A 16,055-nucleotide genomic window follows, 5' to 3' on the forward strand; every position below is an offset into this window, starting at 1 on the left:
AAAAAGATCTCTATGGCATATATATCAATTGACGGGGCGAAGACCCAATAACGCGTCCCTCTTTATCAAAAGCACGCAATCGCCAGTCATAACTTTCACCAGATGTCAGATTATCCAGTGAAAAAGCGGAAAGCTTAAGTTTTAAATCTTTCGCGGATACAACTTTCCCTGAAATCATTTTACTGTGGCCCGGATTAAATATTTCTACCTGATAGGCAAGAGCACCAGGAACATTTTCCCACGCAAAAACCGTATCCTGACTAACCCTTGCACCATTTCCGGGGCTTAGGGTTATCAGATTATCTTCTGGTCTGTTGGTTGTGCCTTCTAGAACAAAATACCTCAATACAGGAAGTTCAGCGATACCATCTGCATCTTCAACACTGAAGGTTAGTAAATAGAGACCGTTCTTTGCTGTTGGCAAGGCCGGACTTACTATTCTGGTCCTGCCCTGTCCTGAGCTAACAACCTGTTGGCGGACAACTTGCAGGATACGCCCACGCGCATTGCCAAGACTTGCAGTGGGATCAATTATTCGCCACTCCCCTTTCAAAAGGCCGCTGCTGCGAAAATTGATCTCTGCAATAGCCCTTCTGGTATCGCCCTTTGCGATTACGTCTGTTCTGGCGTCATTATCAAAACGCAAATCAATACGATTAATGCTGAGCGCACCGCCTTGGCCCGTACCGGCAAAAACCGAAAGCCTTGCTAAACCAGTTGTTTGAGTATCCGTAAAGGTTCTGGAAATTAAAACAGATCCTGCAGGAGCTTCAGCTATTTTTCTGGCCAAAGCCGGAGAAATAGAGAGAACTTCGCTAAAACGTAGTGTTTCACTTTGCGGAGGGCTCAGGGTTGACTGCTTAAGCAAAGTACCGCCAAGTGTGGCGACATTCGTACCGTTAATTTGCAAAACGGCATTTGCTGAGCTAACAGGAACAGTTGACGGGCCGGTGGGCTCGAACCTTGTAACATTCCAGGTCAGCGACAAAGCAGACGCGCCTTTGACATTAACATTTGCACGTTGAGGCGTCACAGTAACCGAGCTCACATTGGCTTCGGCAACCATTGGCGCAGTTAGTCCTGCCCCGGATATGACACCCGTGACCAGAACGGCCTTAATAGCGAAGCGAAAATGGTGCTTTAACACGCAAAACCATGTAGGCTTGATACTCTGTTTCATTTTGAGCACTGTCTGTGTTTCCATTGAATTCCTCCATTGATCCTCTCAAGGCCAATGCCAAACCTGGGCGATTGGTGCGAGGTTGAAGGAAGGTCCATTCTACCTCGCTATTAACGATATGACTATCAGATGAGTCGCCGCTACCGTTCGCAAGGTTCAAATTATAATCAAAATTCAAGTCAACTTTATCCGGAACAAGCTCTGCTGTTGCCCCCAGATAAAGGTTTGTACTAAAGCTGTTTTTATCTGTATCAAGATCCTCAAACACACCGAATTGCGTACCGCCATTAACATCCAGCCGATCAGAAACAATCCAACCTACGTTAAAACCTGTCAGGTTGTTAACCGTATCACTTGATACATTGGTATAATCATCAAAACGGGAATAGCTATGGGATGCGGACCAGTACCAGTCATCATAGTTAGCCCCACCGCCCAGTGTAATAGAAGAAGACAGATTATCCGTATCCCCTCCTCCGTAACCAGCTGGCGTTTTCACACGCCCCAGACTGGCAAGATAACTGTTCATAAAAATATAGGGTGTCCCCAGCCATTCCGTCGATCCAGTTTGCTGATCAAAGGAATAATTCAGACCAAAATCAATACTCTTCAAACGATCTGTTGGAACGTTGGCGAGATCATCAACATTGTTGGTTTCATGAAGCGCGTATATATTCGCCGATAAAGCCCCCCAATAAAGGTTGGTATAGGCAGAATAAGCGTCACGATCAGAAACCAGTCCCGGATTTGCCAAGCTTTCAAAGAAAGTATCAACGCGATCATACCCAAAACCGACATCAATATTCAATACGTCATCCCATATAACGGGAGCTTCTTCAAACAAGCCGTGTTCTACCAATAAAGAAACAGCATCACTACCATCTTTTGGGGCATCGCCATTATCACCGTCCAGATCAAACAGAGCGTGCGCATACTGTGCTTTTAAACGGGTTCTGTTTTGCCCAAAGCTTTTCTCCAGGCCTACCCCCCAACCAGAACCGGAAGCGACACTATCCAGATCGGAAAGGCCAATACCGCTGCCCTCGCCCTGACCATCATAATAGGTGCCGGTTAGTTTCAACGCATCCACATCTGTTGAAAAAGGCTTTACCGCCAAACTAACGCCTTTCAGACGGTTGTCTGTGTTGTTAAGGCCTGACAGATCCGCAGCACCAGAAACGGATTCAGTCCCAAAAGCAAAACCTTGTGCTTCGATCCTGCTGTCACTTGTACCAAGCCGTGCGGAAGCCCCACGACGATAAAAATCAGAAACAAGAAGTGTTTCCAACCCGGTATCATGATGGCCGAGTGAAAAACCACCGGCTAGGGTATCGCCCTGATATTCGGCGTTTATATCGTATTCGCCTAAATCAACAGCACGTTCGGTCTGGGCAAAATCAACATCACTTTGCACAAGGTAATTTGCATGACCATCAACGGTCCACTTCCCGGCAGCAAAGCCCGTGTTGATATCACCACTTCCCGATAGCGTTGAACGATTGGTGTCATGCCCAATATTTTGTTGTACAACACGCCGACTGAATTCGGTTAAGGTATCAGCGCGAAAATAAGCAGAGCGAAGCAAACGTTCTGCCATTTCAATTTCCGGGGTATTTTCATTCAGATCAGAAACATTACCAACAGGCGCCGCGCCGTTACCATTAATGCGAAAAGTCCATTGTTGCCGAACCTCTGATGTACCATCAGGGTTTAGTGTTACCAATTTCAGTGTGTGCTCGTTTCCATCAAGGGCTTGAAGAGGCCTATAGATAAAATCCACCCCATCAAGCGAAAGCAATGATGTAATATCAATACCATCCAGCTCTACACCAAGTTGGGTTAAGGTTATGACATCTAGGTCATCAGGAAGATCGATTACTATTTCTGCATCAGGCGCATCAGGCGGTGTAAAATTTGCGGTCCAATCAGCCAGACTTGGTGCAACAGATAAAAACGGCAAAACCATTGCCGCTATCAGAGTACCAAAACCGTACCGCATCTTTTTTCTCGTCTTCAAATGCACGCCCAAACATTCCCCCAAGGCAGACTTCGTACAATTTACACCAAAATACTATAGAAATCAGTATTTTGAACAATCATCCAAAGTGTATCAATTGTATCAATTAAAGATGAACTGTTTCTTTAAACAAAAAAGTATAGCAGAGCCATGTCTCAGACTCTGCCATACTCAATCCATTTACATTTATTGTGGTGTCTGAATTTTCAGACGTTTCGGTCTTTCTGTTTCTTGTGTTGCCTTACCAAGGGGCGCTCTTTGTGGTTTTTTCTGCAGAGTACCGCGTGCATCCGGCATCGTATCACCGCCCTGATTTTGATAACCGCCAAGTTTGGCGCCACTACCATTCACAGCTACCTGAGGCGTACAGCGATGCTTGAATGTTGCAGAACCAAACTCTTTCCAGGGACCGTAACTATCACTGTTCTGATTTTTGACCTGCGCTTGAATAGTCAGTGCATGTTCGTAGGTTTTATTAATCATTTTCCACCACTTGAATTGGTGATGATTATACATTTTATCAATCAGGGGATAATCGAAATCGAAGTGCCTGTTAATCTGGCTTTCAGAATCATAGCTGCCTAGATACACATTAGGAAGCACGAAGTTTCCTTCACTGTTTTTTACACCAATTTTAAAACGGACAGTTCCTTTACCTGCTCCCTTATAGTTCACACGGATTTTAGGATCAGGCGTGCCTTCGGTACATTTCCCGATGTGATGCGGCATGTTGGGTTGGAATGTTGCCTGATTCAAAAGCAAAGACTGATTATTATTGTATTGTGGGTTATTACCCATCTGTCCCACTTGTGCATTTAAAAGAGGCTTATCCGTAAGCGTGGGATCTCCCTTATACTTCACTTGTATGGTGAAGTTTTTCGTTTCAAAGCCTGCTTTATATGTGTACTGACCAAAATTCTTTAATTCTTTATTACACCACCCAGCAAGAGAGACAGGCCTTTGCAACACGACTTCCTGATCATTTTTATAAAAATCAACCTTGGACCCTCCTCCTTGTAGATGAGATTGTAATTTTTTATTGATCTCTTCCAATGGATTAACACGAATGGCCGGGTGACCATTTTTTATTTGATTTAAAGGGACAGTAAAGATTTGTTTACCACCACCAGCGCTTTCCGTAAGCCATTTCCCTAAACCAATTCTGTATTTATAACTAACTAGTATATCACTTTTATAAAGACTTGATCCTTCATTGATTTTATCAGCGGCCATACCGAGAGGGCCAAAATGAATATTTGCATTACTAAAATTGATCTTTTTATCATCGCCACACTGAACAAAGCCATCAGCTTCGATCTCAATCGATGACTCTTGAACCTGTAAATTAACGTTGTTTACAGACTTACTTCCTGAAGTATTTTTTACATTAATAACTGCTGCATACCCGGGAAAACTTAAATCAACATTCTGTACATACTCAGAATTTCCGCTGGATGCAGCAAAAGCAGCATTAGAAGCCATTGCACTCGCCCCGAGTGCAACTGCACTTGCGCCTAGAAGTATTTTTTTAAATCTATTCATTTTGATCTCCTGCTTTATCAATCTACGTTTTCGAGCAACGCAATGTTGTCGTTACAGGGTCTGACGGTATGAAAACGGGAAAGGTTCAAAATGAATTACAAAAAATTTCAGATAATGATTTTATATGTATCTGATTGTTCCCAAGACAGACGCCCTGACACTCGGGACAAATAATCCAAAGTATCAGGGCGTCATTATCATCGATAACTTTATCAATTATATTTCAGTGAAGGTATCTATTGTATCAAACAGATAGCTTTCAAGACCAATCAAGCCCCCATAGGTGTGCAGATTTCAATAAGTGTCCCGGCTGTATCACGTAAATAGGCGACTGTCTGTCCCCATGGTTTCTCATGCGGAGCTGAAATTGCGACAGCACCAGCCTTTATTGCATCATCCCATTTTTGATGAATTTGATCAGTCACAAAGACCATCGTTTGGCCAAATGGCAGATTGCTGACTGCTAGTTTCTGATAATCTCCCTTGAGGCTATCCTTGCCCATTATATGGGAAGCAACACCAAGAATGGCGCCTTCAGTTTCAAGCTCTCCATAGAGCAAAGCGTCATGCTCTTTGTATTCCATACGAACTTTCAAATCAAAAGCCTGTTGATAAAAATTCAAAATTTCCTGAACGTCATCGACATAAATCACAACAAATCCAAGTTTCATAATAATCCCCTCTGCTCAAATTGATTCACTGAATTCTTACCTGCAAGCCTCTACGTCGTTTAAACATGTTATACGGTTCAAAAAAATAAATCTCTTTTGCAAAAATATTTTTGAACTATTCAAGGTATGCCTACGACGAAACTTTTGTAACAGCAAAAACAGGAGTTCTGAGAATGTATATTCACCACCCAAAAAAAGAAGACCAAAAGAATGGTTTCGTTGATTTTTCAGACTTATTTGACGACATCGTTCCTTTCTATGAAATCAATAAAAACAAACAGCCCTATATAGAAAACAGACATCATCTTCTTGATGGAAAGACACAGCAGTATCTATCAAACAGTATAATTGATATTCACGAGTCACCAATTAAGCTGTAAACTTTCGAACAGAACGCATGAAAAAAGGCTTACCCATGTTGAAGAAAACACTTTTTGGCATTTCATTCTCAGTTTTGGGAGCATTCTTTACTCTTGCCCCCAATGTATTGGCAAACGAACAAAAACCTGCCCTAAAAGATTTCAGTAAAACATGCGAAACCAGCAGATACGTGCAACCGATTGGCGAGTTTTCCGTTGATGTTTATTGTGACGACGCTCTCGGCACAAATATCTCTGTTGTGAAGTTGAAGTTTGACGCCCCTATGGTTGGTCCTTACACCTTAACAAAAAGAACCTGGCAAGGAGGAGACTGGGCTTTCTCTATTACCAGTTTCATGTGGGGAACAGATAAAAAATCTCTTTATGTTGCAACAGAGGGATATAATGGTTCAGGCAAAGCCTATTACCTAAATGTCGAGACACAAACCAGTCATGAGATATGGTCAATGTCGCCCGGAGATTGCGGAAGCATATTAAAGGGGATGGATAAGAAAAACATTATCCTAGAGAATGTTCCTTGCTCAGGAAATAAAGCTCAAGAGATTAAACTACCCATTCCAGCGAATTAATGTATCTGTCTATCTCATTAGCAAACAAAATCACCGATAAAACCCGAATATTCGCCAAAAATTCATCCAGCTATAGATGAAACCGCCCTGGTCTAATGGCCAGGACTTGAGGCGAAGAACAAGTTTGTTTTGTTGTTCACTACCATCAGGAAACAACATCGTTGTAACAACTGAAGCTTTTGCATCTTCATCCTTGGATTGAATGATATACGCTCCCTCGCCGTAGAAATCTGCGACATATCTTTCAGATGAGATTTTATTCAAAACAAGTTTATCAGCTCCATCAGGCAAGATAGCATTAACTTCCCAATCTTTCGTATAAACAGATACGTCACTAATTGTAACCTTTTCGGGGATATCAGGCATACCATCCCCGATACTCACATGGAGCTTAAACACAAGCTTCTGTCCCGTTCCAGTAAGATCAGTGGCACCTGTTTTTTCCGATATCTCCATATCATTCACAGCAATAAAATCTATTGCCAGAGATTTGGCAAAACTAGCGTACTGTTCACCCTTATAGTGATAGCCAGGTTGCTCACTTTCTCCGCAACCAAACAGACTGGTAAAAACCAAAACAGGCACAAGTTTCTTCAAGTATGATTTTTTTGGTACGTAGCTTTTTCTATGATCCGAACACATAACCGATGCCTCTTACTGTGCGAATGATTTCAGGTTTTGTCGGGTTCGTTTCAATCTTTCGACGAAGACGAGAAATACGAAGATCAATAGATCGATCAAACGGTTCCCACCCTCTGTCATGCGCTTGTTCCAATAGCTGATCACGATTTAAAACACGTCCTGCGTTTTCAGAAAAAACACGCAAGAGGCTAAATTCCATAGCTGTTATGGCAATTTCATTATTTTCAACATCAAAAAGCTGTGCACTATCAAGATCAAGTCGGCATAAACCAAATTGCACAGATCCTTTTGTTTTTGGTGACGTTTGCTCTGCGAGCGCGCCAGGCCTTCGTCGTAAAGCTGCCTTTATTCTTGCCTCTAGCTCGCGTAAATCAACTGGCTTGGCAAGGTAATCATCCGCCCCCATTTCCAACCCAACAATTCGATCTACAACTTCTGATGCAGCAGTCAGCATAATGACGGGTACATCAGAGTTATTTCGTAGATTACGAAGAGCAGTCAAACCGTCTTCGCCGGGCATATTAATGTCCAGAATGACTAAATCAGGGGAATGCCTTTCTGACGCTTCGTGCATAGTTTTAGCACCAGCAGATTCAATAATTTCATAGCCACGATCATTTAAATATTCAGCAACCATTTCACGTAAATGTGGTTCATCATCGCAGACAATAATTTTGTAACCATTTGCACTCATGTAAAAACTATTTCCCTGTTTTTTGAATAAGTGATCGCATCATATTGACAAGCTCTTCCGGAGAGACTGGCTTCTCCAAATGTAATTGTCCCGAATTCTCAATAAAATCAGCAACTCCCGGGCTCATTGAATCACCTGTTACAAAAGCTGTTTTTGCTGACATCTCGGGAAATTCAACAGCAATACGTTGCAAGAAAGCCATACCATCCATACCAGGCATTTTAACATCACTTAAAATTGCATCGTATGAATGCACCTTTAGTTCGGAAAGAGCATCTTTGACTGAATTAACTGCTGTCACTTGATAGCCATCTTCCCTCAGAATTTCACTAATAAGATCTGCTACATCGACTTCATCATCAACGATCAAAATACTTTGTTTTAAATGCTTTTCATCATGTGGATCAGGAGCAATTTTATTCTTCCCTACCACTTCAGAAGCTTTCATTCGAACGGAAAAACAAGTGCCGCCTTTTGCAGACGATCGGAAGGATAAATTTCCATTATGGGCATCTACGATGCGATGGCAAAAAGCAAGTCCAACTCCCGTTCCGCTTCCAACATCTTTTGTTGTAAAAAAGGGTTCAAAAATTCTGGCCTGTATCTCTTTCGGAATGCCGATACCATTATCAATGACATCAACGATAACTTCGCCTAATAAATCATCAAAAGAAGATCGAATAACAAGTTTTCCCTCGTCTCCCTTTTCAGACAGGGCGTGTTCTGCATTCACAATCAAATTGGTAAAGACCTGTGCCATTTGATCATGGTCAGCAACAACAAAAGGCAAATCATTCGCCAGAGACAAAGATATCTCTGCACCAGAAACTTTCAATCCATACCCGGCAACGTCCAGAGCAACTTCAACCGCTTCGTTCAAATTACAGTTTTCAATCTGCATTGGACGTTGTCTGGCCATTGCCAAAAAAGTTTTAACAATTTTGGCACAGCGCTCTGCGGCGATAGCAATCCGGTCAACTCTTCTTTTAACTTCGGGATCATCTGTTTTATCCTGAAGCATCAAGGCATAACCCACGACAATAGAGAGCGGATTATTCAATTCATGGGCAACGCCAGCGAGTAATCCACCCAAAGCAGATATTTTTTCATTCTGGTGCGCAATTTCCCGCTGTTCTTCCAACTCTTTTTGCATTTGCAATTGTTCGGTAATATCGCGCGTTGACGAGACAATTACATCTTCGCCTTTATAATCAGTAACACGGGCAGAAGTCAGGCCTTGCATTATTGATCCATCCCTGCGGCGAAACTGAACCCTGTAGTCATCCAGTGTTCCACTCGGCAGCAAAGCCTTGAGATAATCTTCGCGATCCTGCGGTTTGATAAAGAAGCTTTTTGCCGTTTCAATATCGCCAAATCGATCACGCGAAGCAGGCGGACAATATATTATTTTTCCATCAGAAACTCGTGAAACCAAGAAGTTTGCGGGACATGCTTCAACAATTTTGTGGAGCAGCATATCCGCTTCACGACTGGCCTCTTCCATTTCTCTCTGTTTGGTAATGTCTTTTACCGTAACAAGATAACCACCAAATCCTGTTTCATGCGTTGACCCAAGAAACAAACGGCCATCCGGTCGTGGTATTTCAAGGTCTTTCGCATAGCTCGTAATACTTGAGACAATTTTCTCTATCCAGTCTTCTAATGTAAGACCAAGGGGAAGTGTAAACCCATCCGAAGAGGTTAAATCTCTGGTTATATCCCGTATATTTCGCCCGGGACGTAATGGATTATTGTCGGGCATGACCAGATCTACATATTTCTTGTTTGATAAAACAAAACATAGATCTGCATCATAAAGAGCAATACCAACATCCAGGGATTGTATGGCATCCAAGAGAACTTCAGCATTGAGATATGACTGTGTTTTCTTTTCCGTTTCCAATTGGAAAGGAGCTTTCAAATAACAGGTTCCACCTTCGGGCGTTTTATAGTGGGAGAATAAAAACTTGTTGCCGGAAACATTCTGTCTGACAAAGCCAGAATGATCAAAACGCCATTGATGAATAGTACCCTCTATTTCTGGTGTCTTCTGAAAAGAAGCCAACGCCTTCTCAAGGACAAACTTTTCGACTTTAGAGCCTATTAATGATTGTCGTGTTTCTTCGTTTAATGACAGGAAAACATCATTGATCGAAAGCAATCTCCCGGCTTTATCAAAGGTCGCAAACCCAGTCTCCATTTGAGATCCCTTTTGTAATTTTGCCTCAAAAACAGACTTCACTCTACCATTCTCTTTCATTTACGAGCCTAGATGCTGCAACTTATCAAATCACACTAGAAGATGAAGGTATCTGTAAGATGTCTGAGTATTTATTCTTTGTATCAATTGTAACATTACCTGCTAGGAGCTGGAACAAAAGCTAATTAAATTACTTTTCACTCCAGTATCAAAAGGTCACATCTCTCTCCAATAATCACGAATAAAGTAATCACTCAAACAAGACATCAGAATGATACAAACGCGCGATACACTCTACAAAACATTGGATATTTAACCACTAAACATATAATTCAAGACACTAAATTCAGGAGTATTGATATCGTGAAGTCAGAATTTCTGATCCCCATACTTATCATATCAATACATTTAATGGCTATTTATCTAGGGTGGCAAAGTAGTTGGTCAATCACAGTCCCCAAATGGCTTTTACGTATTTCTATGAGCTTTTTGACCATCTACTCTTCTTTTTGGATACTGGAAGAAATTCAATACGATATACGCCCTCATGTACTTTTTATTTTCCTAATAAATATCGTACTTTGCATTTCAGTCTGGGCTTCGTCTTCACAGATTTTAATCTGGAGCATTTTTACGATCCAATTCTTAATACTTGCTCTAGGATCAATCTGGTTCGTTTTTTTCTTCAAAATAACGCGATTATTTTGATACTGATACCTCTGGCAATTTAATAACATCAGAGCGAAACGATGGGTGTACGCCCATAACACCAGTATCACAGGAAGAACAGACAAATTCCGCTTCAGATCCATTGCGCGTTCCTATATGTTCATACCAAGAAACACAATTGGGAATGCCTAGATTTTGATAAATTTCTTTTTGATCAAATCGGCAATTTTCAAACTTTCTGCCAATGAGTTTGATTAACCTGTCGCACTTTCAACGACCAAAGTGTTTAACACTGAGTCTAAAAACAGAAGAGTGATAATCCACAATTAAATCACGAACTTCTAGCTAATGTTCACAGCAGACGTTTCGATTGCGTCAAGGAAAGAATATGTAGAAGAACGGGCTGATAACAGAAGAAAACTATCTTCTGCTTCATGTATGATCGTTGTGCCCAGATGCTCCATAACTGTTCTCGCAACGGAACCAATCGGGAAAACAGATGGATGGATATCCAGAGGGCAAATACGTTCAAGCAAAGATCTACTATTGGTTCCAGATACCCTTATCATGACAAAACTATCAGATTGATCCGTTAAATAAGCCGCATCATTTAAATGACTCCTCACGACTGAAGTTGCGGTATTTCCTGCATAGTCAAACACGAGGAAATATTGATCCTGTGCCATGCTAAAAAGAACAGCATTATCTAGCGAAGCAGCAGATAAAATTCCCGCTTTTGGCAATTCAATTTCATAAGAACTTGCCAGTGCATTGGCCAGTTTTTCTTCTCCGTCTTTGGGAACAGCAACCGACACAATAGCACGTTCATTAACTTCACAGATAGAAACGCCCACGAAATCCCGGCTAAATCCATCCAAAGGTGTATTGGCAGTAAGTGTATAATCAGGCACGGAGACGTTCTCCCTCTGGATCAATAAAGTGTGCGGAAACAATTTCGACTTCGATCTCGCCCCCGCGAAGAGGATCAGCAGCGCGTACGACTTCTCCCATACGTTCACTTCCTTGCTTGATAAAACCAAGGCCAATGGAATGTCCCAAGTTCGGAGAATAGGCAACAGAGGACATCCAACCCTCATCATTTGCCATATTTGCTGTTTTTCCTTTTGCAAGGAAATGTGTCCCAGCTTTGAGTTCATCACTTGGGTTAACAGGGCGGAAACCTACAAGGCTTAAACCATCATTTTTATTAAGACTTTCGCGCTCAGAAAGCGTATTTCCGATGCAATCTTTTTTCTTGGAAACCATGCGTCCCATACCAAGATCTTGCGCCGTTGTTTGGCCATTAAGCTCATTGCCTGCTGCATGACCTTTTTCAATCCGCATGACACCAAGAGCCTCGGTACCATAGGACGTTACATCAAACTCTTCGCCCGCCGCCATCAAAGTGCGCACTAAAGAATCTCCGTATCGGGTCGGCACAGCTATTTCATAGGCTAATTCGCCTGAGAACGATATTCTGAACAAACGAGCTGGAATATCACCGCAAACCGTGATTTCACCACAGGCCATAAAGGGAAAAGCTTCGTTAGAAATATCGTGATCGTTATCAACAACTTTCTGTAACAGCTTACGAGCATTTGGTCCTGCCACAGCAAACTGCGCATACTGTTCAGTACTTGAAATCAGATGCACATCCATTTCCGGCCACAAGCACTGTCGACAAAATTCCATATGCCTAAACACACCGACAGCATTGGCTGTGGTTGTTGTCATAACAAAGTGATTGTCAGAAAATCGTGCTGATGTTCCATCATCCATCATGATGCCGTCTTCGCGTAACATGATGCCATAACGGACCTTGCCAACAGGTAACTTGGCAAAAGCGTTCGCATAAATCTTGTTCAGGAACGCAGCAGCGTCTTTGCCCTGAATATCAATCTTTCCAAGCGTGGTAACGTCGCAAATACCAACAGATGCTCTGGTTTGTGTGACTTCACGGTCAACCGATTGCCGCCAATGGGTTTCACCTGATTTCGGGAACCACTGCGCGCGATACCACATTCCAGTTTCAACAAAGACAGCCCCCTGCTCTTCAGCCCAGGCATGACTAGGAGTTAGTCTTGAAGGACGAAAATCTTTTCCCCTTGCACGTCCAGCAAGGGCACCAATTGCCACAGGCGTATAAGGAGGACGGAAAATTGTTGTGCCTGTTTCAGGGATCGACTTTCCTGTACATTCAGCCATAACCGCCAAAGCAGGAATATTTGCCGTTTTCCCCTGATCCGTTGCCATACCAAGTGTTGTGTAGCGCTTAAGATGCTCAACAGATCGGAAACCTTCTTGATGCGATAGCTTGACGTCTTTTACCGTCACATCATTCTGTAGATCGAGCCAAGCCCGTGCTTTGCTCTCTTTCACATGCCAAAAAGCTGATATTCCAATTGTCTCTTCTTCTGATATGGCGGCATTTTCTTTTGTTAGCTTAAAGCCAAGATCACTTACAGCCATATTGCCCAGATCATGTCCGTCCTGCAGAACAGATGATAGAGAAAAATTACCAGCCGCGGCCCCAGCAACCATCATTCCCTGAGGCAATTCGCCACCAGGTACAAAAGCAGCAATGTCTTCCCGCCACGTTGGGCGACCACGCTGATGACAGGTAAGCTGTACATTCGGGCTCCACCCGCCGGAAACAGCAAGACAATCTGTCGGAATGTTTTGACCATTTGAGAGTGTAATTGATCTAATACCATGTCGCCCGTGCGTATCAACGATGCGACCACCCATAATCACAGTAGCACCGCTGGGTACATCAACAGGCGGCTGTCCATCACGACTATCAATTACAGCTGAAATCTCAACGCCCTTTTCCGCCAAGTCAATTGCGGTACGCCAACCATCGTCATTGTTAGTGAAGACAGCTACTCTTTTGCCCGGAAGCGCCCCCCAACGATTAACATAGGCACGAACAGCCCCCGCCAACATAATACCTGGTCGATCATTGTTACCAAAAGCAATTGGCCGCTCTGTAGATCCAGCACACAAAATAGTGCGTTTCGTATAAACCCGCCACAGGATCTGACGGGGTTTATTATGAGAAGATACCAAATGATCCGTGACACGCTCCAAAGCACCGATAACACCATGATCATAGGCCCCATAGGCTGTCGTACGTGTCATCAAGCGAACATTATCCATTGCAGACAATTCGACAGTCGCCTGTGTTGCCCATTCATGACCGCTCTGATCATTTACCGACAAGGTTTCCGCATTAAGGCGCCCCCCCATACGGAAATCTTCATCCATCAGGATAACACGCGCCCCTGCCCGACCAGCAGAGAGTGCCGCGGACAAACCAGAAGGCCCAGCACCGACAACCAGGACATCACAATGTAAAAAGCCTTTGTCATAAACATCTGGGTCATCTTCACCGGACAAACGACCTAGACCTGCCGCAGCCCGGATAACAGGCTCATAAATCTTTTCCCAGAAAGCTTTCGGCCACATAAAAGTTTTATAATAAAACCCAGCAGACAAAAATGATGAAAAGAGATCATTCACAGCCATAAAGTCATACTTCAACGATCCACGATGGTTCTGACTTGTTGCCTCTAACCCCTGGAACAGCTCGGTAACTGTCGCACGGGTATTCGGTTCCTGATAAGCCCCGGAACGGAGTTGTATCAATGCATTCGGTTCTTCCGATCCTGCAGAGAAAATGCCACGGGGCCTATGATACTTAAACGACCGGCCAACCATTTTATAACCATTGGCCAAAAGAGCGGAAGCCAAAGTATCCCCGGCAAAGCCTTCAAGTGTTTGACCATTGAAAGTAAAATTGAGCTTTTGTGCGCAGTCTATTAACCCGCTATCAATTCTGTTTATCTGGCTCATTTTTCACCTCGGCCTGATTGGTTTGCCTGCTTGGCAAGCGCGACATCGCGGGCCAGTTCTACATTGGTAATATCATGGGTCAGAGTATTTCGGGTTACGATCAACCAGGAACGATCCCCCTGCTCATGATACCAAAGTTCTCGGTGCTCTCCGGCGGGATTATCACGTAGATATAGATAATCATGAAACAGTTCAGCCGCATTATCAGCTTGCCAGTCAGGTCGATCGATAAGAGATACATCGCCTTTGTATACAAATTCCGAAGCATCACGAGGCCCCAGAAGAGGATGATTAATGATCATGTTCTGTGCTCCTAATGCAAGTTCGGTTGGGCACCCATGCCCTTTTCATCAATCATCGCTCCGCGTTTGAAACGATCCAGTCGATATTCCGTCGCCATAGGATGAGGCTCATCTTTTGCCAAGAGGTGCGCATAGCACCAACCACTTGCTGGCGTTGCCTTGAAACCACCGTAACACCAGCCACCATTAAAATAGAGGCCATCAATATGTGTTTTATCGATAAAGGGTGATCCATCCATGGACATATCCATCACACCACCCCACATGCGCAATAATCGGGCGCGACCAATCATTGGCATCAAGGCCATCCCCCCTTCACAGACGTCTTCAACAACTGGTAAATTCCCGCGTTGGGCATAGCTGTTGTAGCCATCAATATCACCACCAAAAACCAAACCACCTTTGTCTGATTGCGAAACATAAAAATGCCCGGCACCAAAAGTCACGACCCCGGGCAATATTGGTTTTAAACCCTCTGAGACAAAAGCCTGCAAAACGTGACTTTCAATTGGAAGCCGCATTCCGGCCATGGACATGACTCGGCTGGATGATCCGGCAACACAAACCGCAATTTTCTTGGCTTTAATTATTCCCTGATTGGTTTCAACACCGCGACAAATACCGTTTTCAATCACCATGCCTGTTACTTCACAGTTCTGGATGATATCAACACCCCGGTTATCCGCGCCACGCGCATAGCCCCAGGCAACAGCATCATGTCGAACGGTGCCACCACGCGGTTGTAGTAATCCGCCTTTGATCGGGAAGCGTGCGTTATCAAAATCAAGACAAGGATACATTTCCCGAACACCATCCTGATCAAGCAACACGGCATCAGCTCCGGCAAGAATCATAGAATTGCCACGACGTGCATAGGCATCCCGCCCTGCATCGTTATGGAAAAGATTTAAAATACCACGTTGAGACACCATGGCGTTGTAATTGAAGTCCTGTTCAAGATTTTCCCAAAGCTTCATGGAAAACTCGTAAAAAGGTTCATTCCCCGGCAAAAGATAGTTGGACCGCACAATCGTTGTATTACGTCCAACATTTCCAGAGCCAATCCACCCTTTCTCGAGAACCGCGACGTTTGTAATGCCAAATTCTTTTGCAAGATAATAGGCCGTTGCTAGGCCATGTCCACCGCCACCGACGATGACAACATCGTACTCTTCCTTAGGTTTCGGGGTTCGCCAGACAGGTTTCCAGCCTTTATGACCTGTCAGTGCTTCTTTTATAACCTTAAAGCCAGAATATTTTAACATCACAAATTCTCAAATTTATTGCCTTTTATTACTAAAACAGTGATATAAAGATTCAGATTTCAAAAAAAG

13 protein-coding genes are annotated in these 16,055 nt (G+C 43.4%); 2 read left to right on the forward strand and 11 right to left on the reverse strand.

Annotation, left to right across the window (positions count from 1 at the left end; all coding sequences use genetic code 11):
• Nucleotides 1-10 precede the first annotated feature (10 nt).
• From D9A03_RS01830 to D9A03_RS01845, 4 genes are all read right to left on the reverse strand, one after another.
• Nucleotides 11-1,180 carry a hypothetical protein gene (locus D9A03_RS01830; protein ID WP_162937920.1) on the reverse strand — a complete coding sequence of 390 codons (1,170 nt, stop codon included), beginning with the start codon at nt 1,178-1,180 and terminating at the stop codon, nt 11-13.
• Nucleotides 1,116-3,203, reverse strand: a complete 2,088-nt coding sequence (locus D9A03_RS01835; RefSeq protein ID WP_162937921.1) for a hypothetical protein — start codon at nt 3,201-3,203, stop codon at nt 1,116-1,118. Before D9A03_RS01835 ends, D9A03_RS01830 begins: the two co-directional genes overlap by 65 nt.
• 180 nt (nt 3,204-3,383) lie before the next feature.
• Nucleotides 3,384-4,739: a hypothetical protein gene (locus D9A03_RS01840; RefSeq protein ID WP_120495531.1), complete on the reverse strand. Its 1,356-nt coding sequence runs from the start codon at nt 4,737-4,739 to the stop codon at nt 3,384-3,386.
• Between the two features lie 269 nt (nt 4,740-5,008).
• Nucleotides 5,009-5,410 carry a VOC family protein gene (locus tag D9A03_RS01845; RefSeq protein ID WP_120495532.1) on the reverse strand — a complete coding sequence of 134 codons (402 nt, stop codon included), beginning with the start codon at nt 5,408-5,410 and terminating at the stop codon, nt 5,009-5,011.
• A 173-nt stretch (nt 5,411-5,583) separates the two neighbouring features.
• Between D9A03_RS01845 and D9A03_RS01850 the strand changes: the two genes are divergently transcribed.
• A complete protein-coding gene (locus tag D9A03_RS01850; RefSeq protein ID WP_120495533.1) occupies nt 5,584-5,790 on the forward strand; it encodes a hypothetical protein in 207 nt (68 codons plus the stop codon).
• 35 nt (nt 5,791-5,825) lie between these two features.
• Entirely contained in the window at nt 5,826-6,359 is a 534-nt protein-coding gene (locus D9A03_RS01855; RefSeq protein ID WP_162937922.1) for a hypothetical protein, read from the forward strand.
• A gap of 30 nt (nt 6,360-6,389) precedes the next feature.
• Here D9A03_RS01855 and D9A03_RS01860 read toward each other — a convergent pair whose 3' ends face one another.
• The 7 genes from D9A03_RS01860 to D9A03_RS01895 all read right to left on the reverse strand — a co-directional run bounded on the left by D9A03_RS01860 (nt 6,390) and on the right by D9A03_RS01895 (nt 15,986).
• Nucleotides 6,390-7,001 carry a hypothetical protein gene (locus D9A03_RS01860; RefSeq protein WP_120495535.1) on the reverse strand — a complete coding sequence of 204 codons (612 nt, stop codon included), beginning with the start codon at nt 6,999-7,001 and terminating at the stop codon, nt 6,390-6,392.
• Nucleotides 6,985-7,695 (reverse strand): response regulator, encoded by a 711-nt coding sequence (locus D9A03_RS01865; protein ID WP_120495536.1) that lies wholly within the window; start codon nt 7,693-7,695, stop codon nt 6,985-6,987. The genes D9A03_RS01860 and D9A03_RS01865 overlap by 17 nt, the downstream gene beginning before the upstream one ends.
• Before the next feature lie 7 nt (nt 7,696-7,702).
• The gene (locus D9A03_RS01870) at nt 7,703-9,895 is read right to left on the reverse strand and encodes an ATP-binding protein (RefSeq protein ID WP_162937923.1); all 2,193 of its coding nucleotides are present in this window, start codon (nt 9,893-9,895) and stop codon (nt 7,703-7,705) included.
• A 1,010-nt stretch (nt 9,896-10,905) separates the two neighbouring features.
• The gene (locus D9A03_RS01880; protein ID WP_162937924.1) at nt 10,906-11,475 is read right to left on the reverse strand and encodes a sarcosine oxidase subunit gamma; all 570 of its coding nucleotides are present in this window, start codon (nt 11,473-11,475) and stop codon (nt 10,906-10,908) included.
• Nucleotides 11,468-14,419: a sarcosine oxidase subunit alpha family protein gene (locus tag D9A03_RS01885; protein ID WP_120495540.1), complete on the reverse strand. Its 2,952-nt coding sequence runs from the start codon at nt 14,417-14,419 to the stop codon at nt 11,468-11,470. Before D9A03_RS01885 ends, D9A03_RS01880 begins: the two co-directional genes overlap by 8 nt.
• Complete coding sequence (locus tag D9A03_RS01890; protein ID WP_120495541.1) at nt 14,416-14,721, reverse strand: sarcosine oxidase subunit delta; 306 nt, start codon at nt 14,719-14,721, stop codon at nt 14,416-14,418. Before D9A03_RS01890 ends, D9A03_RS01885 begins: the two co-directional genes overlap by 4 nt.
• Nucleotides 14,722-14,732: 11 nt before the next feature.
• Nucleotides 14,733-15,986, reverse strand: coding sequence for a sarcosine oxidase subunit beta family protein (locus tag D9A03_RS01895; RefSeq protein ID WP_120495542.1), 1,254 nt, complete (start codon nt 15,984-15,986; stop codon nt 14,733-14,735).
• Nucleotides 15,987-16,055 lie beyond the last annotated feature (69 nt).

Origin of the sequence: Kiloniella sp. EL199 (assembly GCF_900313065.1) — a bacterium.
GTDB lineage: Bacteria > Pseudomonadota > Alphaproteobacteria > Kiloniellales > Kiloniellaceae > Kiloniella.